Below are 24,328 nucleotides of genomic sequence, written 5' to 3'. Positions count from 1 at the left end.
CGGATCGAAATTCCGTGCTGACCGACCTTGCCAACTTGCTTGTTGTATCCCGCAGTTGCCAGCGTTGCGAACGAACATAGCTCATTTCCGCCGCAGCCTTCGATTATTTCCCGGGCCTCCTCACGGCTTGGTCCTTGGGGTGTGCAAGCGGCAGCAAGTAACAAAACAAAAACTCCGGACCCAAGACGTGAAAGCATTAAACTATCTCCAAACTCTGATGCGGCTCATTTTGTTCTCGCCGCTCAGCTTGTGGTTCTGACACGACCGACGGTTGAACGAAATAGGTGTCGAACCCTAACTTGTTATGGGTTTCGCCTGTGGCATTTTTGCAGCCCGCCGACTATGCCATAAAAAGATGTGACATGATCTGCGCTACCTACGCCCGACTGGTCTAGTAAGCTGAAAGGGAACATTTCTTATGGACTGGCGCGATCACGGCATACTCTTGACCTCTCGCCGCCATGGCGAAACCGCTGCCATCATCGAGGTGTTCACTGAAGAACATGGCCGTCACGCAGGCGTGGTGCGCGGCGGCACCAGCCGCAAGATCGCCCCGATCCTGCAACCGGGCGCGCAGCTCGACGTGATCTGGCGCGCCCGGCTTGAGGAGCATATCGGCACCTTTCAGGTCGAGCCCCTGCGCTCCCGCGCGGCGGCGGCGTTTTCCGGGCGGCTGGCGCTGGCCGGGCTGAATGCGGTGGTGGCGCTGCTGTCGTTCTGCCTGCCCGAGCGTGAGCCGCATCCCGGCATCTACAAACAAACCGAGCGGCTCATGGACCTGCTGGGGCAGGACGAGATCTGGCCGCTGGCCTATCTCAACTGGGAACTGGCGCTGCTGGAGGAATTGGGCTTCGGGCTGGACCTGTCCGTCTGCGCGGTGACCGGCGCGACCGAGGGGCTGGTCCATGTCTCGCCCAGATCGGGGCGTGCGGTGACCGCCGAGGGGGCAGGTGAGTGGGCCGACCGGATGCTGCCCCTGCCGCCCTGCCTGCGCGGCAAAGGCCCCGCGCCGGATGCCGAGATCGCGCAGGGCTTCGAGACCACCGGTTACTTTCTGGACCACCGCGTCGCACCCGCACTGGGGCACCGGCCTCTGCCCGAGGCGCGGGGGCGGTTCGTGGACCTGTTCACTCGGCGGCTTTGAACACCATCTCGTTGCCCGCCTCGTTGCGCAGCACCAGAACATCGCCCGAAACCTCGGATTGCGTCATGACCATCAGCGCCGCGAAATAGGTGCCCTCGGCCTCAAGTTCGGGGCAGGCGGCACGGGTGGCGATCAGGTCCTTGACCTCGAACCACGGATAGGGCGCATCCAGCGTCCCGGAATAGCTGTTGCACGGGGCCTTGCCCGCGATCTGGCCGGGTTCGGGGAGGGTCAGGGTCACGTTGGCCCCAAGCGGTCGGCCATCGATCTCCTGCAAGGTCCAGACGCGATCCGCCGCTCCGTAGGCCGCAACGGTCTCGTCGCCGCCACACTGGAACAGCGCCATCAGCGGCAGGATCGGCAACAGGCGCAGCATCAGCCCTTGCCGCGCCCGGCGGCCTCGTATGCGGCGAACGCCTCGGCGTAGTCTGGATGCCACCGCGACAGAGGCGGGCGGTTTTCGATCACGTCCGCCGCGGCCCAGGCGGCGCGCAGGCGGTCGCGGGTCTCATCCACATCGTTGTCGGGACACAGGATATAGAAATCCCCCTCGGCCATGCGCGCGATGAAGTGATCGACGGTCTGCGCGCTGGTCCATGCTGCGGCGGGCTTTTCCGGCATGAACGCGGCGATCATGCCGGTATAGGTGAACCCGGGCACAAACAGATGAACCGAGATCGGTGCCCCGGCCTCGCGCAACTCATGGGCCAGTTGCTCGCTCAGCACCTTGATCGCCGCCTTGGTCACATTGTAGCCGGGGTTGCCGGGCGGGGTCGTGATCCCCTGTTTTGATCCGGTGTTGATCACCACTGCGGGCCGGTTCGCAGCGATCATGCGCGGCACAAACGCGTGCACACCGCGCAAAACACCCATCAGATTCACATCCAGCATCTGCTGCCAGTGTTCCATCTGGTCCCAGGCGGTGGTGCGCCGCCCGATCCCGGCATTGTTCATCAGCACTGCCACCGGCCCCATGGCAAAGGCCCGATCCGCCAGCGCCGCGATATCGGCATCGCTGGTGACATCGGTCGGAACGCCGATGACCTGTGCTCCGTCGGAGGCAGCGGCGCCGATCTCGGCCACCGCCCCGTCCAGCTGCTCTCCCGGCAGGTCCGCCAGAATCACGCTCAAACCGGCCTCGGCGAACCGCTGCGCCGCCACCCGCCCGACACCGCTGGCCGCCCCGGTGACCACCGCAACGCCGCCTTCCTTGATCGCCTGTTCATACATGGCCGAGCCTTTCCTGAATGCACTTGTTCCGGTCGAATGAGTTCTCGGTGAGTTTATCCGGATTTGCCCGGAGTGTTGAGCCCTTCGGGTCCGCACACGTGAGAGTGACCAAAGCCTGCGTGACGGGCGTGGCGGCACGACATGCATGTCGAACTGAACCCCCGGCGCGAGAATTCCCTCATCCAATTTTCGACGTCGCGATCCGCATGATAAGGCGGGTTGTGTCGGCTGGCTCCGGGCGCCTGCACGTTTCGTACAATTCGGACAACCCGCCCTCAGAACCTTGTACAAATCGCCATAACAGAAAAAGACCCGGCACATGGCCGGGTCAGTTGGGGAATGAGTCCCGAGGAAAAATTCTCTCTCAGCCGAGCAGCCGCCGCGCGATGACCTGCGCCTGAATCTCCGCTGCACCTTCGAAGATGTTGAGGATGCGGGCATCGCACAGCACGCGGGAGATCTTGTATTCCAGCGCAAAGCCGTTGCCGCCATGGATCTGCAACCCGTTGTCTGCTGCCGCCCAGGCCACACGCGCACCCAGCAGCTTCGCCATCCCGGCCTCAAGATCGCAGCGCTGGCCGTGATCCTTTTCCCAGGCCGAGAAATAGGTCAGCTGCCGCGCGATCATGATTTCGACCGCCATCATCGCCAGCTTGCCCGACACGCGCGGGAAGTTGATCAGCGCCTTACCAAACTGCTTGCGCTCTTGCGCGTACTGCATGGCGATATCCAGCGCGCATTGCGCCACGCCGATGGCGCGGGCGGCGGTCTGGATGCGGGCGGACTCGAAGGTTTCCATCAGCTGCTTGAAGCCTTTGCCCTCTTCGCCGCCCAGCAGGTTCTCGCCCTTGACGTGAAAGCTGTCAAAGCCCAGTTCGTATTCCTTCATGCCGCGATAGCCCAGCACCTCGATCTCGCCGCCGGTCATGCCGGGGGTGGGGAAGGGATCGTCGTCCGTTCCGGGCGTCTTTTCGGCAAGGAACATGGACAGGCCTCGGTGATCGCTGGTGTCCGGATTGGTCCGCGCCAGCAGGGTCATCACATGGGTCCGCGCCGCATGGGTGATCCAGGTCTTGTTGCCGGTGACCGTGTAGTCGCCGTTCGCATCCTTCACCGCGCGGGTGCGTAGCGAGCCCAGGTCCGAGCCGGTGTTGGGCTCGGTAAACACGGCGGTGGGCAGAATCTCGGCACTGGCGATCTTGGGCAGCCAGTTGGCTTTCTGCTCATCGGTGCCACCCGCGATGATCAACTCGGCGGCAATCTCGGACCGCGTGCCCAGCGAGCCCACGCCGATATAGCCGCGCGACAGCTCCTCGGACACCACGCACATCGAAGCCTTGGACAGGCCGAATCCGCCGAATTCCTCGGGGATGGTCAGGCCGAACACGCCCATCTCGGCCAGTTCCTCGATGATCTCGATCGGGATCAACTCGTCGTTCAGGTGCCAGTCATGGGCGTTCGGCTCGACCCTTTCGACCGCATAGCGGCGGAACTGGTCACGGATCATCTCCAGCTCTTCGTCCAGACCGGAGGTGCCGAACATGGTGGCACCGGCCTGCGCCTCCATCAGTTCGACCAGACGGGTGCGCGCGGCCTGGGTGTTACCGCCCTGGGTCAGCGTCATGACAGCGGGCTCCATCAGCGCGCGCATGTCGTCCTGGGACAGACCCAGATCCTGCAGGCGCACCACTTCGCCCTGGTTCATCTGGATGCCGCCGTAGATCTGCCAGAGGTATTCTCCGAACGCGATCTGCAACAGCAACTGTTCCATCTCGCCGAACTTGCCATCCGCATTCAGCGCCTCGGCCCAGCGCTGCATCTGCTGCAGCGACTGGTGGTAGGTGGCCAGCCAGGACAGGCCGTGGGCGGCGGTCTGGTTCGCCTCGATCAGCGCGCCCGAGACCCGGCCATCGGCGCTGACCGTCGCGCGCACCGCCTCGCGGGCGCGTTCGAATACCGTCTCGACCGGGGCAAGCGCCGCGCTGGTCAGGCTCAGGAGATCGGGCAAAATCACAGGCTTGGTCATCGTTGTCAGGTCCTGTCCGTCATGGGCCATGAATCACGTCCTCTCGTAGGTCGCTTGGTCATATCATTTTGCACGTGCAGCGCAACATAAATACGCAGAAACCTTGTAATTGGTTCTAAAATTACGCGGCGAATTTTGCAGTGCAGCACCGAATTCCGGTGTTAAGAAGGGGCATGACCCTGTTTTCGCTTCTTTCTCCTGTCGAGCTGGTACTGGCTTTCGCGATTGCGGTGCTGGCGGGATTGGTCAAGGGGATGGTGGGGTTTGCCATGCCGACGATCTTCATCTCGGGCCTCAGCACGGTGCTGCCACCGGACTTGGCGCTGGCCGGGCTTATCTTCCCCACGCTGATCACAAACGGCATTCAGGCCCTGCGGCAGGGCACAGCCGCCGCGATGGCGTCGATCCGGCGGTTTCGGGTGTTCTTGCTGGCGGGCTTTGTCTGCCTGCTGATCGGCGCGCAGCTTGTGGCGCGGGTTGAGGTCTCGACGTTTCTGTTTCTGATCGGTGCGCCGATGGCGGTCTTCGCCATCATCCAGCTGTTGGGCATCCGACTGCCGCTGAGCGGAGGATCATTGCGTGTCGAGGCCGGGGCCGGGGCGCTCGCCGGATTTGTGGGGGGCATGTCCGGCGTCTGGGGGCCGCCGACGGTGGCGTATCTGACCGCGCTCGAAACGCCAAAGCAGGACCAGATCCGCATTCAGGGCGTGGTCTACGGCCTGGGCGCGGTCGCGTTGGTTGCAGCGCATCTCAGTTCGGGGGTGCTGCGGGCCGAAACGGTCCCGTTTTCACTGCTGCTGATCGGCCCGGCGCTGTTGGGCATGTGGGTCGGGTTGAAACTGCAGGATCGGATCGATCAGGCCACGTTCCGCAAGGTGACGCTGATCGTGCTGCTGGTCGCTGCCCTGAACCTGTTGCGGCGCAGCCTGCTGGGCTAGCGGCTCACTCCCGCGCCCGGGCCATGCGGAACGCAAACAGCAACCCCAGCATCAGGAAGAACAGGCCGAATATGTCCCCGATCAGATAGGCGACATATTCCTCGATGGTGCTGCCAAAGGCGATATTGGTCAGGCCGGACATCAGGACCGAGATGACCACACCGGCGATCATGACGCAGCTCCAGCACGGCGTGCGGTCGGGATCAGGAAACAGATTCCAGCCCAGCAGCTTGAAGGCGTAGAACACCGCTGGCGCGGTGGAGACGGCAAAGAAGATGGCGGTAAGCCGGCTGGTCAGGAACACGTCCCACCCGCCCACATAGGCAAACACGATGAACACCCCCGGCAGCAAGGCAAACACCGCGCGCCAGCCCAACAGCCACGCGGTCAGAACCCGCACCCCGTGGGGCAGGAAAAGCAGGCTCGCCCGGCTGGGATACTCGGGAAAAAACACGTTCTGAAGCGGCATCAGCACTTCGAACGTGAACAGGAAAGCGGCGATATACGCGAGGGAGGCGAGACAGGTCTCGGAAATCCAGGCGGGCAACGGCTTACCCGTCGCGGCGCCCGAAGCGCCTAGCTTTGCGGATCATGAACGATGTACCGCCCTCTGTTCGCTGTCTCGCTCTGCGACAGATACCCCTTGTTCACCAGCGACTTGAGCGCGCGGAAAAATGTCGGGCGCGAGACGCTTTGCAACAGGGTATGCTCGATCAGACCAAAGGTCCGCACCTCGACCCCGGCCGCGGATATCTCACCGGCCGCGTAGTAAATATCGCGCTCAACCGGAGACAGGTCTTCCAGGCCCAGCGTGCGCTCCATGCTCTGCATCAGCCTGCGTAATTCCGCGAGTTTCGAGATTTCAGTCATTCCGTTACCAGTCTTTATCGAGAGCTTGGGCGCCATACCAGTGAGACCATAAAGCCGCAGGTTCGCGAGAATACTCGGAAGTATTCTGTCTCATGTTGACACATCTCTCTGATTTCATACAGTGGATTCCTTAATTAGGCTGCATCAATTGCGTGAGTGAGTGAGTAAGCATTCCGCAGCCCAAAAGCCCTTTCAGCATAAGCCCGGCGTTTCGGCGCCGGGCATTTTGTGTTTTATGTAAGCGCGGACACTATTGGGTGCTTTTCTTTCAGGCAACGGTTTTTTGACCGGCTCTTACGTCAACTTAACGCGAAAACTCCGTTACCGGCCGCAAAGAAAAACCCCCCGGCAGGGCCGGAGGGTTATCCGAACTCCAAAAGACGGGATCAGCCGATTGCGACGGCTTTGACGTCCTCGTCGATGAACGGCAGGTACTGCTCGAAATTGTCGGCAAACATCTGCACCAGCTTGGCCGCCTGCCTGTCGAACGCTTCCTGATCGTCCCAGGTCCTGCGCGGGTCCAGCAGCACTTCGGCCACACCGGGGACCGAGACCGGAACATCGAACCCGAAATTGGCGTCCTTGCGGAACTCGGCCTCGGCCAGCGACCCGTCCAGCGCGGCGGTCAACAGGGCACGGGTAGCGCGGATCGGCATCCGCGAGCCCACGCCATAGGCGCCGCCGGTCCAGCCGGTGTTGACCAGCCAGCAGGTGGCTCCGTGCTGGGCGATCTTTTCGCGCAGCAGATTGCCGTATTCCTCGGGGCGGCGTGGCATGAACGGCGCGCCGAAACAGGTCGAGAAGGTGGGCTGCGGCTCGGTGATGCCCCGCTCGGTGCCCGCCACTTTCGAGGTGAAGCCGGACAGGAAGTGATACATCGCCTGTGCCGGTGTCAGCCGCGCGATCGGGGGCAGAACGCCGAACGCATCGCAGGTCAGCATGATGATGTTCTTGGGATGCCCGCCCAGCGCCGATTTGGACGCGTTCGAGATGTATTCCAGCGGATAGGCACAGCGCATGTTCGCGGTCAGCGAGTCGTCGTTGAAATCCAGTTCCTTGGTGTCCGCGTCGAACACCATGTTCTCGATCACGGTGCCGAACTTCGACGTCGTGGCATAGATCTCGGGTTCGGCTTCCTGGCTGAGGTTGATGGTCTTGGCATAGCAGCCGCCTTCGAAATTGAAGGTGCCGCGATCCGACCAGCCATGTTCGTCATCCCCGATCAGCGTGCGCTCGGGATCGGCGGACAGCGTGGTCTTGCCGGTGCCCGACAGGCCGAAGAACACGGCGGTGTCAACCGGGTTGCCGGTGGCGTGGTTGGCCGAGCAGTGCATCGGCATGACGCCTCTTTCCGGCAACATGTAGTTGAGCAGCGTGAACACCGACTTCTTGTTCTCGCCCGCATATTCGGTGCCGCCGATCAGGATCAGCTTTTTGTCAAAGTTCAGCGCGATGACCGTCTCGGACCGGCAATCGTGCTTCTTGGGGTCCGCACGGAAACTGGGGCTGTTGATGACGGTGAAATCCGCCACGAACTCGTCCAGGTCCTCGCGGTCGGGACGGCGCAGCAGGTGGCGGATGAACAGGTTGTGCCAGGCAAACTCGGTCACCATCCGCACATTGATCGAATAGGTGGGATCGGCGCCGCCCACCAGATCTTGCACGAAGAAATCGCGGCCCTTCATGTGCTTGAGCATGTCGGCGTGAAGCGCATCGAACCCCTTGGGGCTCATCGCGGCATTGGCATCCCACCAGATTGAATCCTTTACACTGTCGGTCTTGACGATGTGCTTGTCCTTTGGCGACCTGCCAGTAAATTTTCCTGTGGAAACCAGAAACGCGCCGCCATTGCCCAGCGTGCCTTCGCCCCGCTTGAGTGCCTCTTCGATCAGCGCCGGTTCCATGAAGTTGTAATAGACATTTCCCAGACCCTCGATGCCCTGATCTTCGAGGCGGAATTGCGGGTTAACCCGTCCAGATGTCATGCGTATTCTCTCCTATGGCGGCGCCGGCCGTTAAAGGTCCGTTGGCGCTCTTGGGGCAGTTGTCCGGCAGCTAGCGGGCCGGTGAGCGTGGTCTTATCATGGTCGTTCGGGGCATGAACAGGACGGTTTGGCGCAGTTAGCGCAACCAAGCTCAGGTTTAGCGCAACCATGAAATTCGTGGTTATTCCAAGGGCATGGATTCAATTCACGGTAGGCTTCTTCTGTTGCAATCAGCGCAGCAGTTGTGGGGCGAATCGCAGATATGGATTGATTCGCAACGCTAAAAAGGCGATGAATGAAGAAAAATAAGCATTAACGTAGTAATGAGCAGCAATAGGGGCATTGCGGATGTCAAGAATTGCATTGGTGGACGATGATCGAAACATCCTGACGTCGGTTTCGATGACGCTCGAGGCCGAGGGGTTCGAGGTCGAGACCTACAATGACGGTCAGGCCGCGCTGGACGCTTTCAACAAGAAATTACCGGACATGGCGGTTCTGGACATCAAGATGCCCAGGATGGACGGCATGGATCTGTTGCAGCGTCTGCGGCAGAAAACCCAGATGCCGGTGATCTTCCTGACGTCGAAGGATGACGAGATCGACGAGGTTCTGGGCCTGCGCATGGGCGCCGACGACTATGTGAAAAAGCCGTTTTCCCAACGCCTTCTAGTCGAACGCATCCGCGCGCTTCTGCGCCGGCAGGAGGCCGGGACGGAAGATGCCGCAAACAATGGCGGCGGCGAGACAAAGGTCATGGAGCGCGGCCATCTGCGCATGGACCCGCTGCGGCACGCCGTCAGCTGGAAGGGTGTGGACGTTTCGCTGACGGTGACCGAATTCCTGCTTCTTCAGGCGCTTGCCCAGCGGCCCGGTTTCGTCAAGAGCCGCGACCAGTTGATGGATGTCGCCTATGATGATCAGGTCTATGTGGACGATCGCACCATCGACAGCCATATCAAGCGCCTGCGCAAGAAGATGCGCACGGCGGACTCTGATTTCTCGGCCATCGAGACGCTGTATGGCATAGGTTACAGGTATAACGAGGAATAACCGCCCCCCATAGGGCGGAGGTTAAAAGGGGGTCTGGTGCGCGATACCGGATCAGTGAACAACCCGCGCGACGGGGATGTCGTTCTTGGTGATGACTGGGTCATTCCTGAGGATGTGATGTCCTCCGAGCTGCAGGTGAAGCGTGCGCGGCGCAATCTGTTTGCCCTGCGCGGGTCACCGCTGGCGCGCAAGATCATCACCTTCAACCTGATCGCCCTGATCATCCTGGTCGCGGGCATCCTCTATCTCGACGATTCCCGCAAAGGCGAAGTGCTGCAGAGGGCCAGCGCCCTGGTCAGCGAAACCGAACTTGTCAGCAACGTGTTCGAGGCTCAGATCAGGGGCACGGATCCGGTCGATCTGGCCGCCAGTGTCGATCTGGATATCGAGGCCACGCTGGCCGGATTGAGCCTCAGGGACGGGGTTGAGGTCTTTGTGTTCAACCAGTCAGGCGCGCTGGCGGGATGGGCGCGCGGCAGCAGCCAGGTCCCGGAAATCTCTTCGTTCCGCCGCCCGGATGTGGGCAGAACGCTTATCAGCGACGGGCTGAACGCGGTCTGGACCGGGGTGTCTTCGGTGTTCAGCGGCTCGGCGCTCCGGTTGTCGCCAGCGCTTGCGGATCAGGTGGGCGCCTTGGTTCCGGCGGCGATAGAGCGCGGCGCTCAGGTGCAGGTGCTCAACGATGCGGTGGGCGATACCGTCATCGTGGCCGCCACACCCGTGCTGCAGGGCGACATCCCGATTGGCGTGGTCGCCATGGCCGGTCCGGCAGGTGAAATCGAAGCGCTGGCCCGGCAGGAACAGGAGCGCATTCTGCAGATGTTCATCGTCGCCCTGCTGGTTTCGGTCGGGCTGAGCCTTGTGTTGGCCTCGACAATCGCGAACCCGCTGGCCGATCTGGCCGCGGCGGCGGAGCTTGGCAATGACCGCAAGACCCAGCAGATCAATCCGGGCCGCATTCGCATCCCTGACCTGACGGCGCGCCCGGACGAAATCGGCCGCCTGAGCCGGGCACTGCGTGGCATGGTCTCGGCGCTTTACAACCGGATTGATGGGAACGAACAGTTCGCGGCGGATGTGGCGCATGAGATCAAGAACCCTCTCGCCAGTCTGCAATCGGCGGTTGGTACTCTGCGCGTGGTCAAGCGTGACGATCAGCGCGACAAGCTGCTGAACGTGATCGAACACGACGTGCGCCGCCTCGACCGGCTGGTCAGCGACATCTCGAACGCGTCGCGGCTGGATGCGGAACTGGTGAAAGAGGACGAACAAGCCTTCGACCTGCTGGAAATGCTCGGCAATCTGGGCCAGTTCCTGGGCGAGGATGCGCGGTCCAAGGGGATCGACTACATCACCGACATGCCCTCGGGACCCATCGTTATCACCGGGCTGGAGGCGCGGCTGGCGCAGGTGTTCGTCAACCTGATCACGAATGCCACCTCGTTCTGCGAGGAAGGCGATGCGATCCGCGTTTGGGTGCGGCAGCGGGCAAACCGCGTTTTGGTGGTTGTCGAAGACACCGGCCCCGGCATCCCGGACGAAGCACTGGCCAAGATTTTCAAGCGCTTTTATTCTCAGCGCCCGGCCGAGCATTTCGGGAACAATTCGGGCCTTGGTCTGGCTATCTCGAAACAAATCGTCGAAGCGCATGGCGGCGTGATCTGGGCCGAGAACATCCGCCCGACCGAAGCCGACATCACCTCGGACCCGCTGGGCGCGCGCTTCGTCGTAGGCCTGCCGGTCTGAACCGTGGGCCCGCGCGCCCTGTCCTCAGCAATCGATTGCGATACAGCCATAGTGCACGCAAGCTGCGTGTGCGTCGCGGGCAAGGGCCTGTTAATCGCCGGAGCTTCGGGAACCGGGAAATCCGCTCTGGCGCTGGCGATGATGGGCTATGGTGCCGATCTGGTCGCCGATGATCGGGTCGAGCTGAGTACGGATGGCAAGCAGGTCATGGCCCGCGCGCCCGAAGCGATAACGGGTCTGATCGAGGCGCGCGGTGTGGGCCTGTTGCGCGCCACCGCAGTTGACCCTGTGCCGCTGTCCTATGTGGTCGATCTGGACAGAACCGAAGATGCCCGCCTGCCCGAGTGGCACAAAACCCGCCTCCTGAGGCAATCTGTTCCCTTGCTTCGCGCGGTTCAGGGCCCACATTTTGCGGCGTCTCTGGTTCAACTTCTCAAGGCAGGGCGCGTCAGCCCCGAATGGCCCACCGCATGAGCACGCAACGACGCATCGTACTGGTCACCGGCCCCTCGGGCGCCGGACGTTCGACCGCGATCCACGTCCTTGAAGATCTGGGGTTCGAGGCCATCGACAACCTGCCCATGGGCCTGCTCAGCCCATTGCTCGACGCGCCCGACGCACAACGGCCAATGGCGTTGGGCATTGACGCCCGCAACCGGGATTTCTCCACCAACGGCTTTCTGGAACTGGTGGCGCATCTCAGCCGGATCGAGCATCTGGACCTGACCACGCTTTATCTTGATTGCAGCGAAGAGGTGCTGCTGCGCCGGTTCTCGGAAACCCGGCGGCGCCACCCGATGGCACAAGGCGCCAGCCCGCAGGCAGGAATCCGGCAGGAAAAGGAGTTGCTGCAGCCGATTCGCGAAGTGGCCGATACGCTGATTGACACCACCGCCCTGAACGTGCACCAGCTGCGCGAAGAGGTCGAACGCTGGTTTGCGCCCGAAGAGGGGCGGCATCTGGCGGTGTCCATCGAATCCTTTTCCTACAAGCGCGGCCTGCCGCGCGGGCTGGACATGGTGTTCGACTGCCGGTTTCTGGCCAACCCCTATTGGAAGCCCGAACTGCGCATGGCAGACGGGCGCAACCGCGACGTGGCCGAATATGTCCGCGCCGATCCGAATTATTTGCCCTTTTTCGACCGCGTGGTGGACCTGCTGCGGATGCTTCTTCCCGCCTACCGGGCCGAAGGAAAGGCGCATCTTTCGGTGGCCTTCGGGTGTACCGGCGGGCAACACCGGTCGGTGGCCCTGGCCGAGGCGGTCGCAAAGGCCCTTGCAGAGGAAGGGCAGCGGGTGTCAATTAGGCACCGCGAAGTGGAACGTCGCTCAGCTGATATGAGGCCGGATTGATCGGGATAGTGATCGTAGCGCATGGCGGGCTGGCCCAGGAATACCTGGCCGCGATGCAGCATGTTGTTGGCCAGCAGCCCGGACTGGCGGCCGTCGCCATCGAGGCGGACCATGACCGCGATGCCAAACAGCAGGAAATCTGCGCTGCCGCCGATGAGGTCGATAACGGCGACGGCGTTGTGGTTGTTACCGATCTGTTCGGAGGAAGCCCCTCGAACCTGAGTTTGCGGGCCTGCGCGCCGCCCGACCGTCGGATTCTCTACGGCGCGAATCTGCCGATGCTGATCAAGCTGGCCAAGAGCCGACATCTTCCGGTTGCAGAGGCTGTACGCTATGCCATGGAGGCGGGCAGGAAGTACATTAACGCACAGAATGTGACGCTTGAATGACACCGAACAGATTGAAAATGGTCAACCGAAGCCTGAAAATCATCAACGAGAAGGGCTTGCATGCCCGCGCCTCGGCCAAGCTCGTTGAAGTGGTCGAAGGGTTTGACGCGACGGCAGAGGTCTCGAAGGACGGGCTTTCGGCATCGGGCGACAGCATTATGGGCCTTTTGATGTTGGCAGCGTCGCGCGGAACCACTATTGACGTCGAGACGTCCGGCCCGGATGCTGAGGCGTTGGCGGAAGCGTTGGAGACTCTGGTGAACGACAAGTTCGGCGAAGGATTCTGAGCGCACCGCCACTGTGACGCGAAGAACGGGAAGACCAAGTTTGGCGGAAACCGCTCACGATAACAAGGCAGGCCCGGTGGTCGGTGACGCCGCCCCTCAGGGCGAGATTTACGACCGCCGTACGCTGACCTACGCGAATTCCTTCGATGACCGCTGGACGGCGACCGCGATCCGCACCATCGAGTGGCTGACCGGCAAGCTGACCATCCTGCGCATGGTCAACCGCTTTGAAAAGCAGAATGAGCTGTATCGCGGCCAGAAGTTCTGGGGTGGTGCGCTCAAGATCATGGGCATCGACCTGCTGACCCCGGCCGAACAGATTGCGCGCATTCCCAAAGAGGGCCCGGTCGTGGTGGTTGCCAACCACCCGCACGGCATGGTCGACGGCATGATCCTTGCCGAACTGATCGGGCGCACGCGGCAGGATTACCGCATCCTCACCCGTTCGGTTCTGACCGGCCTGGACGAGGCCGCCACGTCATTCATGATCCCGGTGCCCTTTCCGCATGATCCCGATGCCCAGCGCAAGATGGTCGACATGCGCGCCAAGGCCATGGCGCATCTGAAAGAGGGCGGCGTGGTGGCGCTGTTCCCTTCGGGTGTGGTGATGTCATCCGACAGCTGGTGGGGTCCGCCCATCGAGCGGGAATGGAACGTGTTCACGGCCCAGATGATCCGCCGCTCGCGGGCGCAGGTGGTGCCGATCTACTTCCCCGGCCGGAACTCGCGCGCCTATCAGATCGCCAATCAGCTCTCACCGATCCTGCGGCAGGGGCTGTTGCTGCACGAGATCGTACGGTCGTGCAAAAAGCCGCAGGCGCCCGTTATTGGTGATCCTGTGTCGGAGCAGGACATGGAGATGCTGGAGCGCGATCCGCGCGGCTTTATGGCCTGGCTGCGCGAACACACGCTGTCGCTGCGCAGCTGACGGGGCAGTTCCCAAATTGAGCGCCTTCGGCGCGCTCGTTTCCTGATTTGGTGCCTTTGGTTGTCGTCGGACGTCAGGGAAGGGGCCCGCATGTTGCAGGCCCGGGGATTTGCGTATTTTCAGCGAGAAGAAGCGATCAGCGCGTGGGCACCGGAACCTCGCCGCGATAGTCGTAGAAGCCGCGCTCGGTCTTGCGGCCCAGCCAGCCGGCCTCGACATATTTCGTTAGCAGCGGGCAGGGCCGGTACTTGGTGTCCGCCAGCCCGTCATGCAGCACGTTCATGATCGCCAGACACGTGTCCAGCCCGATGAAGTCGGCCAGTTCCAGCGGCCCCATCGGGTGGTTGGCGCCCAGCTTCATCGACTGGTCGATGGACTGGACACTGCCGACACCTTCGTAAAGCGTATAGACCGCCTCGTTGATCATCGGCATCAGGATGCGGTTGACGATGAAGGCCGGGAAATCCTCGGCGCTGGCGGCGGTCTTGCCCAGCTTGTCCACGACCGTTTTGCAGGCGTTATACGTGTCCTCGTCGGTGGCGATGCCACGGATCAGTTCGACCAGTTGCATCACCGGCACCGGGTTCATGAAGTGAAACCCCATGAACCGCTCGGGCCGGTCGGTGCGGCTGGCCAGGCGGGTGATCGAGATCGACGAGGTGTTCGAGGTCAGGATCGTATGCGGCAGCAGGTGCGGCTGGAGGTCTTCAAAGATCGCCTGCTTGATCGCCTCGCGCTCGGTCGCGGCCTCGATGACCAGATCGGTCTGGCCCAGTTCGGGCAGGTTCAGGGTTGTTGTGATGCGCCCCAGCGCGGTCTGCATTTGCGCGTCCGTGATCTTGCCGCGTGAGGCTTGGCGCGCCATGTTGGCCTCGATCGTCCCGATGGCCTGATCCAGGGCTTCCTGGCTGACATCGGTCAGCAGCACGTCATAGTCCGCCAGCGCCATCACATGAGCGATCCCGTTGCCCATCTGGCCTGCGCCGATCACTCCGACCTTTTGTATGTCCATTGCTTTGATGCCTTTTCTCGCGGGTTGCCGGGACATTACCGGCAGGTCGGGGGCGGCGGCAAGGGGCGGGGTCGGGTCGGATTTGCTTCAAATGCGCGCATTAGCGAAATCACAAGCATTGCGGCGGCAACATGGCGGCGAAAGGGTGCGTGACATGAGTTATTGCAAGCCGGGCCCGGACGGGCCAGAGGAGCCGGTGTGCCGTTACGGGGCGTCGAAACTGTTGTTTCGGGGGCCGAGGCGGGCGCTTGATGCGCCTTATGTCGCCTGTATCGGTGGGACGGACACCTTTGGCCGGTTCGTGGAGAATCCGTTTCCGGCGGTACTGGATGACCGGCTGGGGATGACCTGCGTCAATCTCGGCAGCGTCAGTTGCGGGTTGGAGGCGATGGCGCAGGATCCCGAACTGATGCACATGGCGCAGGAGGCCGAGCGGTGCGTGATCCAGTTAACCGGGGCGCATAACCTCTCGAACAGGCTCTACCGGGTGCATCCCCGTCGCAATGACCGGTTTCTGGAGCCGTCCGAGTTTCTGACCCGGCTCTACCCCGAGGTGGATTTTACCGAGTTCCATTTCACCCGACACTTGTTGGCCCACCTGCTGGCCCTGTCGGATGAGCGCTTCACCGAAGTGTGCGAGGAACTGCGCCGGGCCTGGATCGACCGGATGCATCATCTGCTGGCCGGGTTGGAACACCCCGCCGTGCTGCTCTGGTTGCAATATGAGGGGCCGCTGGCCGAAGAGCAGGGTGGCGATCTGGGGCCCGAGCCCTTTCTGGTGGATGCCGGGATGGTGGCCGCGTTGCAGGATCTGTGTGCCGTCGCGATCGAGATACCGGTGCGGGCGTCCGGCGATTCAGATGAGCTGGGGGACATGCTGTTCGGTACGATGCAGCAGCCTGTGGCGGAACACATGATCGGGCCGGTGACGCATCACGCGATTGCCGAACGAATCTGCAAAACACTGCTGGATCTGGATTAAAAAAGGCCCGCCGATTGGGCGGGCCCTGGATTTTCTGCGTAGGCCGGGCTTCAGCCCGGCTTGGCATTACAGTTTCTCGGTCAGTTCCGGCACGGCCTGGAACAGATCCGCGACCAGTCCGAAATCGGCAACCTGGAAGATCGGTGCCTCTTCGTCCTTGTTGATTGCAACGATCACCTTGGAGTCCTTCATGCCTGCCAGGTGCTGGATCGCGCCCGAAATGCCGACGGCGACATAGAGATCGGGGGCAACGACTTTACCGGTCTGACCCACCTGCCAGTCATTCGGAGCATAGCCCGAATCCACGGCGGCACGCGAGGCGCCAACGGCGGCACCCAGCTTGTCGGCCAGACCTTCGATCAGCTTGAAATCCTCTTCCGAGCCGACGCCACGGCCGCCCGACACTACTGCACCAGCCGAGGTCAGCTCGGGGCGGTCACTCTCGGCCACCTTGTCCTCGACCCATTCCGACAGGCCCGGATTGTTGCCGACCGAGATGGTCTCGACCGGGGCCGAGCCGCCTTCGCCTGCCGCGTCAAAGCTGGCGGTGCGGATGGTGACGACTTTCTTGGCGTCGGAGGATTTCACGGTCTGGATCGCGTTGCCCGCATAGATCGGACGCTCGAAGGTCGAGCCATCGACCACGCCCGAGGCATCCGAGATCACCATCACGTCCAGCAGGGCCGCAACGCGCGGCATCACGTTCTTGGCGTCGGTGGTCGCAGGTGCAACGATGTGCTCGTACCCATCGGCCAGACCCACGATCAGCGCAGCAGTCGATTCCGCCAGACGGTGACCCAGCGAGGCGTCCTCGGCGACCAGAACCTTGGACACGCCGTCGATCTTGGCAGCGGCTTCACCAGCAGCAGCGGCAGAACCGCCTGCGGCCAGAACGGTCACGTCACCCAGACCTTTGACGGCGGTTACGGCCTTGGCGGTCGCGTCCATGAACAGCTCACCACTATTGACCTCGGCAAGAAGAAGTACAGCCATTACACAGCCCCCGCTTCTTTGAGTTTCTCGACCAGCTCGTCGACCGAGCCCACGATGATACCCGCGGCACGTGCCGGCGGCTCTTCGGTCTTGACGACTTCCAGACGCGGAGTGACGTCGACGCCGTAATCGGCGGCGGTTTTTTCATCCAGCGGCTTTTTCTTCGCCTTCATGATGTTGGGCAGCGACGCATAGCGCGGCTCGTTCAGGCGCAGGTCGACGGTCACGATGGTCGGCATCTTGACTGAGATGGTCTGCAACCCGCCATCCACTTCGCGGGTGATCTTGGCGCTGTCGCCTTCAATGTCCAGCTCCGAGGCAAAGGTGCCCTGGCTCCAGCCCAGCAGGGCCGACAGCATCTGGCCGGTGGCGTTCATGTCGTTGTCGATCGCCTGCTTGCCCGCCAGAACGATGCCGGGCTGCTCTTCCTCGACCACCTTGGCCAGGATCTTGGCAACCGCCAGCGGCTCGATGTCCTGATGCACGTCATCGGCGGCCACAACCAGAATGGCGCGGTCGGCGCCCATGGCCAGCGCGGTGCGCAGGGTTTCCTGGCTCTGCTTCACGCCGATCGAAACGGCCACGACCTCATCGGCCTTGCCGGCCTCTTTCAGGCGGATCGCCTCTTCCACCGCGATCTCGTCGAACGGGTTCATCGACATTTTCACATTGGCGAGATCAACTCCGCTCCCGTCCGCCTTCACGCGAACCTTCACGTTGTAGTCGATCACGCGCTTGACAGGCACAAGTACCTTCATTTTTGCGTATGCTCCTTACAAAAACGGCAAGCCGCGTCGCGACTCCACCAATGCTCTCGCCGCGCTTGATAGCCGGTCAGGGCGACTCGCAACAGGGCAAAATCGTCACGTCATGGTCCCGGGACGTCGCGTTTCAGCGATTTGCAGCGGATCGGGGTGGGGAATGCTAGGCTCGGCGCCATGGATTCCTTCAAAAAAGGTGGCGCAGATGGAAAAGGTTCTGGGATTTGGCGGCTTCTTCTTTCGGGCCGAAGATACAGCCGGGCTGGCCGAATGGTACTGTCGGCACCTCGGGATCGATCTGGTTCCCAAGGACTATGACACGCCTTGCTGGCAGCAAGAGGCGGGCGAGACGGTGTTTGCGCCGTTCGACAAGGTGACCGAGTATTTCGGGAACAAGGAAAAGCAGTTCATGCTGAACTTCCGGGTGCGTGATCTTGAGGCCATGATTGCGCAACTTGAGTCCGCGGGGATCGAGGTGAGGCGCGATCCGGACTCGCCATATCCCAATGGCAGCTTTGCATGGCTCAACGACCCGGAAGGGAACCCGATTGAATTGTGGGAGCCGGTGGCGCGTTGAAATCGTGCTTGCCGCGTGAACAACATTCAGCGTTTGACTGAATGCTCAGTGGCTGATTGCACCAATGATCTTTGCTTAATTCGACACCCGGGGCTCCGCCCTTCCGGGGGCCGGACTGTCCACTGGACAGTCCGCCGCTGACTTTGTCAGCGGTTCGCCCCCGGAACCCACAAGACGTCGTCCTTGCCGCCGTTATTGGCGACCCGCGCGGCGACGAAGAACCAGTCGCTGAGGCGGTTGAGATAGGTCACCGCCGCCACGTTCACCGGCTCCATATTGGTCAGTTCCACCGCCAGCCGTTCGGCCCGGCGCGAAACGGTGCGGCACACATGCAGATGTGCGGCCAGCGGCGCACCGCCGGGCAGGATGAAGCTGCGCAGCGGTTCGAGATCCGCGTTCATCGTGTCGATCTCGGCCTCAAGCCGCTCGATCTGGGCCGGGGCCATGCGCAGGGGCGGATAGTCGGCCTCGGCATCCTTGTCCATGTCGGGGCGGCAGAGATCGGCGCCCAGATCGAACAGGTCGTTCTGGATGCGCGACAGGGCTGCATCCATCTCTCCCTCGGCCTCCAGCCGCGCAACGCCGACGAATGAGTTCAACTCGTCCACCGTGCCATAGGCCGTCACGCGGCCCGAGTATTTTGCCACCCGCTCGCCATTGCCCAGGGCGGTTTTGCCACTGTCACCGGTGCGGGTGTAAATCTTGTTGAGAACAACCATCCGTCAGCCTCCCATCCCGCGCAACGCGACGTAGAGCACGATCAGCACCACGGCGATGAACTGGAACAGCAGCCGCAGCCGCATCATCTTGTTGCCATACTTGGCGTTGAACTCCCCGCCCTTGGCGAAGCCGCCGATACCGATGACCAGAACGGCGACGACAGCCGCCATGGCCAGAAGCAAGACCAGAAGAAGAAGGTCCATAAAGCCCTCGTTCACGTTGTAGGTTGCGTTGGACCTGATCTAGCGGCGCGGCGCGCAAAAGCGAACCGCTAATTTCGTCTCGGACCCAGGATCAGACCCGCGACAGGATGCTGTCGATCACGCCGGTCGGCAGGATGCGGCGCAGATACCCCGCAATATACGTGGGGGTCGTGATATAGTAACGCGAGCGGGGACGGCGGGCCTCGACCGCATGCGCCAGCTTGTCGGTCACTGCCGAGGGCGGGAGTTCGAACCTGTCCGGCCCCGAATCCTCGTAAAGTCTTTTGAGCAGGGAGTTTTCGTATTTCTCGCGCAGCGCCGAGTTTTCCCAGTCGATGAAGCGCTCAAAGATCGGGATCGCCTTTTCCCGCAGTTTCGAGGTGACCGGGCCGGGCTCGATCAGGATGACCTTGATGCCGGTGTCGCGCAGCTCAAGCCGCAGCGTGTCGGTCAGCCCCTCGATGGCGTATTTGGTGGCCACATAGGCGCCGCGCCAGGGAAAGGCGATGAAACCCAGGATCGACGAGTTCTGAACGATTCGCCCATGTCCCTGCGCCCGCATCACGGGAATCACCTGCCGGGTCAGTTCGTGCCAGCCAAAGACATTGGTCTCGAAAATATGGCGCAGACCCTCGGTGGGCACATCCTCGACCGCGCCGGGCAGACCGTGGGCGCCGTTGTTAAACAGCGCATCCAGCGTGCCGCCGGTGGCCTCAAGCACTTCGGCCAGACCGGTGCGGATGCTTTCGGCGTCGGTATAGTCGATGCGGGGGCTCTCAAACCCCTGCGCTCGCAGCCGGTCACAATCGCGCTGCTGCCGGCAAGAGGCAAAGACGCGCCAGCCGCGTGCGCGCATCCCATGCGCCGCGTCCAGCCCGATGCCCGACGAACAGCCGGTAATGAGAATGGATTTCTGCATGTCGATCCCAAAGATAGTCCCTGCACATTGCTATTGCGGGGCATGGTGCAGGGCAACGAGGGCCCGACGTCAGTTTGCCTTTTTGCTGATGAGCGAGGCGGAAATCCATCCGACCTGTTGTTCCGGCAACACACGCAGGCGCAGCCAGCCGGTGCCGGAATCGTCCATGATCTCGACCTTGTGGCCGATATTGAGCCGCGCGATCACCGGATAGATGGTGCCCGGCCCGTCGCGCATGTTCACGCGGGTGCCCATGACCTCTCGGATATCCGGCTGAGGTTCGACGACTGCCGCCGGTTCGGCGGCAGGTTCCGTGGCCACCGCCGTTTGTTGCAGCGCCGCGCCGCCCTGTTCCAGCGAGGCCAGCGTGATGCTGCCGGCGTTCTCGTCAAACAACGTAAGCCCGCTGCTCAGCCCCGAGGCCGCTTGCGCGAGGCGGGCAATGCCTTCCTCCTGACTGATGGACGGCTCGGCAGGCTCGGGCTGGGCTCTAACTTCCGTAGCCACTTCGATGGCGTCTTTTGCCACCAGCGTTTCGGCGTTGACGGTGACCGGCGCCGGCGTCACTTTCGGTGGCGCCGCCTTTGCGACACGCTCCGCTTTGGGCGCACGCACACCACGTGGCTCAAAATCGGCACCGCCGCTCATTTCATAGAAAACCAGGCCGAGAAAGGCGAAGGAAACAACAATAATACGCTTCATGGCGTATCCCCCCGGATAATCGTACTAAGAAAGCACTTCGCAGAATCTAACGATGAGATGTTACCATAGGCCGGGCCCCAAGTCGAAAAACGGGGAAAAACCGCATCTTGCCTCCCCGTTGTTGCAAAAGGCTAACTTGTCCCCAGCAAAATGCGCGTTGCTCGCTTTACCCGCGCGCCCGGTCGGCGTATCACATCATCTATGAATGATATCGTGGATGACCCCAACATGAAGGTCCCTGAAGGCGGTGGCGAGGTGGCAGAACCGCTGCGCCGGGCGATTGGTGAGCGCTATCTGACCTATGCGCTTTCCACCATCATGCACCGGGCACTGCCGGATGCGCGGGATGGCCTGAAACCGGTGCACCGGCGAATCCTCTACGCCATGCGTGAGTTGCGACTCAGTTCCGGGGGCGGATTCCGCAAATCGGCCAAAATCTCGGGCGACGTGATGGGTAACTACCACCCGCACGGCGATGCGGCGATCTATGACGCGATGGCGCGTCTGGCGCAGGATTTCAACGTCCGCTACCCGCTGGTGGACGGGCAGGGCAACTTCGGCAATATCGACGGCGACAACCCGGCGGCCTCGCGCTACACCGAGGCGCGGATGACCATCGTGGCCGAAGCGCTGCTGGAGGGTCTGAACGAGGACGCCGTCGATTTCCGCGACAATTACGACGGCACGCTGACCGAACCGGTCGTGCTGCCCGCACAATTCCCGAACCTGCTGGCCAATGGCTCCAGCGGCATCGCCGTTGGTATGGCAACCAACATCCCGCCGCATAACATTGCCGAGCTGTGTGACGCCTGCCTGCATCTGATCAAGACGCCGGACGCGCGTGACGACACGCTGCTGAACTACGTGCCCGGTCCGGATTTCCCCACCGGCGGCGTCATCGTCGAACCACCCGAGAATATCGCACAGGCCTATCGCACCGGGCGCGGGTCTTTCCGGCTGCGCTGCAAATACGATGTCGAGGACCTGGGCCGCGGCCAGTGGCAGATCGTCGTCACCGAAATCCCCTATCAGGTGCAGAAATCCAAGCTGATCGAAAAGATCGCCGAGCTGATCCAGACCAAGAAGATCCCGATCCTCGCCGATGTGCGTGACGAATCCGCCGACGACATCCGTCTGATCCTTGAGCCGCGCTCCAAGAACGTGGATCCGGACGTCCTGATGAACACGCTCTACCGCAACTCGGATCTCGAGGTGCGGTTCTCGCTCAACATGAACGTGCTGATCGACGGGGTGACGCCCAAGGTCTGCTCGATGAAAGAGGTGCTGCGGGCCTTCCTCGATCACCGGCAAGAGGTGCTGCTGCGCCGCTCGCGCCACCGTCTGGGCAAGATCGACCACCGGCTCGAGGTGCTCGAAGGGTTCATCGTCGCCTTCCTCAACCTCGACCGGGTGATCGACATCATCCGTTATGATGACGATCCCAAGGCGGCCCTGATGCGCGAGGAATGGGGCATCACCCATGTCCGCGCCACCAGCGAGGCCGACTACGTCTCACCCGCACCGGGCGAGGGCGAACTCAGCGAGGTTCAGGTCGACGCCATCCTCAACATGCGCCTGCGCAGCCTGCGCCGCCTCGAAGAGATGGAACTGGTCCGCGAGCGCGACGCGCTGATGGTGGAGCGCGCCAATCTCGAAGACCTGCTCGCCGACGAGGGCCTGCAATGGGCCAAGATTGCCGAGCAGCTTAAGGAGACCAGGAAAACCTTCGGCAAGAACTACGAGGGCGGCGCCCGCCGCACCCGGTTTGCCGAGGCGGGCGAGGTCGAAGAGGTGCCGCTCGAGGCGATGATCGACCGCGAGCCGATCACCGTGGTCTGTTCGCAGATGGGCTGGATCAGGGCGATGACCGGCCATATCGATCTGACCCGCGAGCTGAAGTTCAAGGACGGCGACGGCCCGCGTTTCATCTTCCACGCCGAAACCACCGACCGGTTGCTGGTCTTTGCCTCGAACGGGCGGTTCTACACGGTCAGCGCCGCCAACCTGCCCGGCGGGCGGGGCATGGGCGAGCCGCTGCGCCTGATGGTGGACCTGCCGAACGAGGCACAGATCGTCGATATCCTGATCCACAAGCCGGGCCGCAAGCTGCTGGTCGCCTCCGATGCGGGCAACGGCTTTGTGGTGCCCGAAGAGGACGTGGTGGCCCAGACCCGGACCGGCAAACAGGTGCTGAACGTCAAGGGCGACGAACAGGCGCTGATCTGCAAACCGGTCGCGGGCGATCACGTGGCGGTGGTGTCGCAGAACGGCAAGTTCCTGGTCTTCCCGGTCGCCGAACTGCCCGAGATGACGCGTGGTAAAGGCGTGCGGCTGCAGAAATACAACATGGCGCGCGGCAAGCAGGGCGCGCTGGAGCTGGATGGCGGCCTGTCGGACGTGACCACCTTCAATCTGGAAGAGGGGCTGAAATGGTCCATGGGCGGCGACAAGACCCGGCATGAAACCGACCTGTCGCAATGGCTGTCCAAGCGCGCCAGCGTGGGCAAGCGTCCGCCTTACGGCTTCCCCCGCGACTACAAGTTCTAAAGCGTTTCGGGGAATACCTGAAACATCGTTATCGCCAATGCCTCGAGAGCGCGAAGCGCGGCAGGATATTGGCGATTCAAATGTTTCCCGAAACGCTATAGTGACCGCGCCGCAGCGGTCCGGGGATTTCCGCCGATGCGGCTTGGCACGGGCCGCGTCGGTGCGGTACATCCTCTGAAACCGAGGCATATCGAGAAAAAACGATGATCCGTATTCTGACCCTGCTGACCGGCCTTGCCCTGCTTGGGGCCTGCACCCAGACCCAAGTGAACGAGGCCCCCGAAGATCTGGGCGCCTTCAAGCTGCGTGTGAACTACGCCTATGCCGAAAAGGCGGTGCAGGGCCCGGTGTCGCGCGATGCCACGCCGGACGAATGGACCGCTGCCATCCAGAACGCGGTGGATGTCCGGCTGGGCCGGTACGAGGGGTCGCAGGAAATCGATATCGGCATCAGCCTCGAAGGTTACATGCTGGCCCCGCCCGGCGTGCCGGTGCTGTTCTCGCCGAAAAGCACCGCCATCGTTCTGGTGAACGTCTATGATGTCGCGCAAAAGGAATACCTAGCCAAGGCACATCAGATCCAGGTTCTGGAAGACACCACCAGCGAAAGCGCTGTGGTGGGTTCCGGCCATGCGCGAACCCGCGAAGAGCAGATGGCCGGGCTGGCCCTGAAGGTGGCCGACCGGGTCGAAGAGTGGTTTGCCGAGGAACACAAGAAAAACGGCTGGTTCGACCCCCGGCCCGATGCCTCCACCACCTTGCAGGACGGAGCAGTCACGCAGAATCCGGCGCAGAGCTAACGCTTTGATACAGGATGTGCTTGATTTTCCCCTTTGAACCAAATATTCCGCGCGCGCAGATACAAACCGGGACCAAGGGTCCCCCAAACCGCAAAAGGGCGCCTGAGGAATGGCAAAGGAAAAGTTTGAGCGTACGAAACCGCACGTGAACATTGGCACGGTTG

General features: G+C 62.2%; 26 protein-coding genes. 13 read left to right on the top strand and 13 right to left on the bottom strand.

Annotated features, from left to right (window positions below; all coding sequences use genetic code 11):
• Nucleotides 1-418: 418 nt before the first annotated feature.
• Nucleotides 419-1,144, top strand: coding sequence for a DNA repair protein RecO (gene recO, locus GOX53_RS15675; protein ID WP_171177935.1), 726 nt, complete (start codon nt 419-421; stop codon nt 1,142-1,144).
• Here recO and GOX53_RS15670 read toward each other — a convergent pair.
• From GOX53_RS15670 to GOX53_RS15660, 3 genes are all read right to left on the bottom strand, one after another.
• Entirely contained in the window at nt 1,128-1,520 is a 393-nt protein-coding gene (locus GOX53_RS15670; RefSeq protein WP_171177933.1) for an META domain-containing protein, read from the bottom strand. The genes recO and GOX53_RS15670 overlap by 17 nt on opposite strands.
• Nucleotides 1,520-2,374, bottom strand: coding sequence for an SDR family NAD(P)-dependent oxidoreductase (locus GOX53_RS15665; RefSeq protein WP_171177931.1), 855 nt, complete (start codon nt 2,372-2,374; stop codon nt 1,520-1,522). The genes GOX53_RS15670 and GOX53_RS15665 overlap by 1 nt, the downstream gene beginning before the upstream one ends.
• Before the next feature lie 364 nt (nt 2,375-2,738).
• On the bottom strand, nt 2,739-4,430 hold the full coding sequence (locus GOX53_RS15660; RefSeq protein WP_171177929.1) for an acyl-CoA dehydrogenase family protein: 1,692 nt from the start codon (nt 4,428-4,430) through the stop codon (nt 2,739-2,741).
• A gap of 143 nt (nt 4,431-4,573) precedes the next feature.
• Between GOX53_RS15660 and GOX53_RS15655 the strand changes: the two genes are divergently transcribed.
• Nucleotides 4,574-5,338 carry a sulfite exporter TauE/SafE family protein gene (locus GOX53_RS15655; protein WP_171177927.1) on the top strand — a complete coding sequence of 255 codons (765 nt, stop codon included), beginning with the start codon at nt 4,574-4,576 and terminating at the stop codon, nt 5,336-5,338.
• 4 nt (nt 5,339-5,342) lie between these two features.
• On the opposite strand, the gene GOX53_RS15650 is transcribed toward GOX53_RS15655, so the two are convergent.
• From GOX53_RS15650 to GOX53_RS15640, 3 genes are all read right to left on the bottom strand, one after another.
• On the bottom strand, nt 5,343-5,885 hold the full coding sequence (locus GOX53_RS15650) for a hypothetical protein (protein WP_171177925.1): 543 nt from the start codon (nt 5,883-5,885) through the stop codon (nt 5,343-5,345).
• A gap of 29 nt (nt 5,886-5,914) precedes the next feature.
• Nucleotides 5,915-6,208, bottom strand: coding sequence for a hypothetical protein (locus tag GOX53_RS15645; RefSeq protein ID WP_171177922.1), 294 nt, complete (start codon nt 6,206-6,208; stop codon nt 5,915-5,917).
• A 386-nt stretch (nt 6,209-6,594) separates the two neighbouring features.
• Complete coding sequence (locus tag GOX53_RS15640; RefSeq protein WP_171177921.1) at nt 6,595-8,193, bottom strand: phosphoenolpyruvate carboxykinase; 1,599 nt, start codon at nt 8,191-8,193, stop codon at nt 6,595-6,597.
• A 348-nt stretch (nt 8,194-8,541) separates the two neighbouring features.
• On the opposite strand from GOX53_RS15640, the gene GOX53_RS15635 reads away from it, so the two are divergent.
• From GOX53_RS15635 to GOX53_RS15605, 7 genes are read left to right on the top strand one after another with little or no spacing between them, the layout of a single operon-like run.
• Complete coding sequence (locus tag GOX53_RS15635; RefSeq protein WP_171177920.1) at nt 8,542-9,246, top strand: response regulator transcription factor; 705 nt, start codon at nt 8,542-8,544, stop codon at nt 9,244-9,246.
• Nucleotides 9,247-9,282: 36 nt separating this feature from the next.
• The gene (locus GOX53_RS15630; RefSeq protein WP_171177919.1) at nt 9,283-10,992 is read left to right on the top strand and encodes a sensor histidine kinase; all 1,710 of its coding nucleotides are present in this window, start codon (nt 9,283-9,285) and stop codon (nt 10,990-10,992) included.
• Nucleotides 10,993-11,043: 51 nt separating this feature from the next.
• Nucleotides 11,044-11,466 (top strand): HPr kinase/phosphorylase, encoded by a 423-nt coding sequence (locus GOX53_RS15625; protein ID WP_371810327.1) that lies wholly within the window; start codon nt 11,044-11,046, stop codon nt 11,464-11,466.
• Nucleotides 11,463-12,344 carry an RNase adapter RapZ gene (gene rapZ / locus GOX53_RS15620; RefSeq protein ID WP_171177918.1) on the top strand — a complete coding sequence of 294 codons (882 nt, stop codon included), beginning with the start codon at nt 11,463-11,465 and terminating at the stop codon, nt 12,342-12,344. The genes GOX53_RS15625 and rapZ overlap by 4 nt, the downstream gene beginning before the upstream one ends.
• Entirely contained in the window at nt 12,341-12,733 is a 393-nt protein-coding gene (locus GOX53_RS15615; protein ID WP_171177917.1) for a PTS sugar transporter subunit IIA, read from the top strand. Before rapZ ends, GOX53_RS15615 begins: the two co-directional genes overlap by 4 nt.
• A 17-nt stretch (nt 12,734-12,750) precedes the next feature.
• A complete protein-coding gene (locus GOX53_RS15610; RefSeq protein WP_171178198.1) occupies nt 12,751-13,020 on the top strand; it encodes an HPr family phosphocarrier protein in 270 nt (89 codons plus the stop codon).
• A 40-nt stretch (nt 13,021-13,060) separates the two neighbouring features.
• Nucleotides 13,061-13,948, top strand: a complete 888-nt coding sequence (locus tag GOX53_RS15605) for a lysophospholipid acyltransferase family protein (protein WP_171177916.1) — start codon at nt 13,061-13,063, stop codon at nt 13,946-13,948.
• Nucleotides 13,949-14,084: 136 nt separating this feature from the next.
• Here GOX53_RS15605 and GOX53_RS15600 read toward each other — a convergent pair whose 3' ends face one another.
• Entirely contained in the window at nt 14,085-14,960 is an 876-nt protein-coding gene (locus tag GOX53_RS15600; protein ID WP_171177915.1) for a 3-hydroxybutyryl-CoA dehydrogenase, read from the bottom strand.
• A 154-nt stretch (nt 14,961-15,114) separates the two neighbouring features.
• Here GOX53_RS15600 and GOX53_RS15595 point away from each other — a divergent pair, with 154 nt between their 5' ends.
• Entirely contained in the window at nt 15,115-15,942 is an 828-nt protein-coding gene (locus tag GOX53_RS15595; RefSeq protein ID WP_254446586.1) for a DUF6473 family protein, read from the top strand.
• A gap of 66 nt (nt 15,943-16,008) precedes the next feature.
• Here the strand turns inward: GOX53_RS15595 and GOX53_RS15590 are convergent, their stop codons facing one another.
• Together GOX53_RS15590 and GOX53_RS15585 are read right to left on the bottom strand one after the other, a co-directional pair.
• Nucleotides 16,009-16,935, bottom strand: a complete 927-nt coding sequence (locus tag GOX53_RS15590) for an electron transfer flavoprotein subunit alpha/FixB family protein (RefSeq protein WP_171177913.1) — start codon at nt 16,933-16,935, stop codon at nt 16,009-16,011.
• Nucleotides 16,935-17,693 (bottom strand): electron transfer flavoprotein subunit beta/FixA family protein, encoded by a 759-nt coding sequence (locus GOX53_RS15585; RefSeq protein WP_171177911.1) that lies wholly within the window; start codon nt 17,691-17,693, stop codon nt 16,935-16,937. Before GOX53_RS15585 ends, GOX53_RS15590 begins: the two co-directional genes overlap by 1 nt.
• 208 nt (nt 17,694-17,901) lie before the next feature.
• On the opposite strand from GOX53_RS15585, the gene GOX53_RS15580 reads away from it, so the two are divergent.
• Nucleotides 17,902-18,273, top strand: a complete 372-nt coding sequence (locus tag GOX53_RS15580; RefSeq protein ID WP_171177909.1) for a VOC family protein — start codon at nt 17,902-17,904, stop codon at nt 18,271-18,273.
• Nucleotides 18,274-18,419: 146 nt separating this feature from the next.
• On the opposite strand, the gene GOX53_RS15575 is transcribed toward GOX53_RS15580, so the two are convergent.
• The 4 genes from GOX53_RS15575 to GOX53_RS15560 all read right to left on the bottom strand — a co-directional run bounded on the left by GOX53_RS15575 (nt 18,420) and on the right by GOX53_RS15560 (nt 20,817).
• Complete coding sequence (locus GOX53_RS15575; protein WP_171177907.1) at nt 18,420-18,992, bottom strand: cob(I)yrinic acid a,c-diamide adenosyltransferase; 573 nt, start codon at nt 18,990-18,992, stop codon at nt 18,420-18,422.
• Between the two features lie 3 nt (nt 18,993-18,995).
• Nucleotides 18,996-19,196, bottom strand: coding sequence for a twin transmembrane helix small protein (locus tag GOX53_RS15570; RefSeq protein WP_171177905.1), 201 nt, complete (start codon nt 19,194-19,196; stop codon nt 18,996-18,998).
• A 91-nt stretch (nt 19,197-19,287) separates the two neighbouring features.
• Nucleotides 19,288-20,115: an SDR family NAD(P)-dependent oxidoreductase gene (locus tag GOX53_RS15565; protein ID WP_171177903.1), complete on the bottom strand. Its 828-nt coding sequence runs from the start codon at nt 20,113-20,115 to the stop codon at nt 19,288-19,290.
• A gap of 69 nt (nt 20,116-20,184) precedes the next feature.
• On the bottom strand, nt 20,185-20,817 hold the full coding sequence (locus GOX53_RS15560; RefSeq protein WP_254446585.1) for an SH3 domain-containing protein: 633 nt from the start codon (nt 20,815-20,817) through the stop codon (nt 20,185-20,187).
• 201 nt (nt 20,818-21,018) lie between these two features.
• Here GOX53_RS15560 and GOX53_RS15555 point away from each other — a divergent pair, with 201 nt between their 5' ends.
• Complete coding sequence (locus tag GOX53_RS15555; protein WP_171177901.1) at nt 21,019-23,364, top strand: DNA topoisomerase IV subunit A; 2,346 nt, start codon at nt 21,019-21,021, stop codon at nt 23,362-23,364.
• 203 nt (nt 23,365-23,567) lie between these two features.
• The gene (locus GOX53_RS15550) at nt 23,568-24,164 is read left to right on the top strand and encodes a hypothetical protein (protein WP_171177899.1); all 597 of its coding nucleotides are present in this window, start codon (nt 23,568-23,570) and stop codon (nt 24,162-24,164) included.
• Nucleotides 24,165-24,328: the final 164 nt, after the last annotated feature.

Source organism: Ruegeria sp. HKCCD8929, assembly GCF_013031405.1.
Taxonomy (GTDB): domain Bacteria; phylum Pseudomonadota; class Alphaproteobacteria; order Rhodobacterales; family Rhodobacteraceae; genus Ruegeria.
This window is presented reverse-complemented; position numbering and strand designations above follow the sequence as displayed.

What these genes read in the sequence shown, in the direction of transcription:
- recO (WP_171177935.1), top strand. Translation starts at nt 419, where the DNA reads ATGGACTGGCGCGATCACGGCATACTCTTGACCTCTCGCCGCCATGGC.
- GOX53_RS15670 (WP_171177933.1), bottom strand. Translation starts at nt 1,520, where the DNA reads ATGCTGCGCCTGTTGCCGATCCTGCCGCTGATGGCGCTGTTCCAGTGT.
- GOX53_RS15665 (WP_171177931.1), bottom strand. Translation starts at nt 2,374, where the DNA reads ATGTATGAACAGGCGATCAAGGAAGGCGGCGTTGCGGTGGTCACCGGG.
- GOX53_RS15660 (WP_171177929.1), bottom strand. Translation starts at nt 4,430, where the DNA reads ATGGCCCATGACGGACAGGACCTGACAACGATGACCAAGCCTGTGATT.
- GOX53_RS15655 (WP_171177927.1), top strand. Translation starts at nt 4,574, where the DNA reads ATGACCCTGTTTTCGCTTCTTTCTCCTGTCGAGCTGGTACTGGCTTTC.
- GOX53_RS15645 (WP_171177922.1), bottom strand. Translation starts at nt 6,208, where the DNA reads ATGACTGAAATCTCGAAACTCGCGGAATTACGCAGGCTGATGCAGAGC.
- GOX53_RS15640 (WP_171177921.1), bottom strand. Translation starts at nt 8,193, where the DNA reads ATGACATCTGGACGGGTTAACCCGCAATTCCGCCTCGAAGATCAGGGC.
- GOX53_RS15635 (WP_171177920.1), top strand. Translation starts at nt 8,542, where the DNA reads ATGTCAAGAATTGCATTGGTGGACGATGATCGAAACATCCTGACGTCG.
- rapZ (WP_171177918.1), top strand. Translation starts at nt 11,463, where the DNA reads ATGAGCACGCAACGACGCATCGTACTGGTCACCGGCCCCTCGGGCGCC.
- GOX53_RS15610 (WP_171178198.1), top strand. Translation starts at nt 12,751, where the DNA reads ATGGTCAACCGAAGCCTGAAAATCATCAACGAGAAGGGCTTGCATGCC.
- GOX53_RS15600 (WP_171177915.1), bottom strand. Translation starts at nt 14,960, where the DNA reads ATGGACATACAAAAGGTCGGAGTGATCGGCGCAGGCCAGATGGGCAAC.
- GOX53_RS15595 (WP_254446586.1), top strand. Translation starts at nt 15,115, where the DNA reads ATGAGTTATTGCAAGCCGGGCCCGGACGGGCCAGAGGAGCCGGTGTGC.
- GOX53_RS15590 (WP_171177913.1), bottom strand. Translation starts at nt 16,935, where the DNA reads ATGGCTGTACTTCTTCTTGCCGAGGTCAATAGTGGTGAGCTGTTCATG.
- GOX53_RS15585 (WP_171177911.1), bottom strand. Translation starts at nt 17,693, where the DNA reads ATGAAGGTACTTGTGCCTGTCAAGCGCGTGATCGACTACAACGTGAAG.
- GOX53_RS15580 (WP_171177909.1), top strand. Translation starts at nt 17,902, where the DNA reads ATGGAAAAGGTTCTGGGATTTGGCGGCTTCTTCTTTCGGGCCGAAGAT.
- GOX53_RS15575 (WP_171177907.1), bottom strand. Translation starts at nt 18,992, where the DNA reads ATGGTTGTTCTCAACAAGATTTACACCCGCACCGGTGACAGTGGCAAA.
- GOX53_RS15570 (WP_171177905.1), bottom strand. Translation starts at nt 19,196, where the DNA reads ATGGACCTTCTTCTTCTGGTCTTGCTTCTGGCCATGGCGGCTGTCGTC.
- GOX53_RS15565 (WP_171177903.1), bottom strand. Translation starts at nt 20,115, where the DNA reads ATGCAGAAATCCATTCTCATTACCGGCTGTTCGTCGGGCATCGGGCTG.
- GOX53_RS15560 (WP_254446585.1), bottom strand. Translation starts at nt 20,817, where the DNA reads ATGAAGCGTATTATTGTTGTTTCCTTCGCCTTTCTCGGCCTGGTTTTC.
- GOX53_RS15555 (WP_171177901.1), top strand. Translation starts at nt 21,019, where the DNA reads ATGAATGATATCGTGGATGACCCCAACATGAAGGTCCCTGAAGGCGGT.
- GOX53_RS15550 (WP_171177899.1), top strand. Translation starts at nt 23,568, where the DNA reads ATGATCCGTATTCTGACCCTGCTGACCGGCCTTGCCCTGCTTGGGGCC.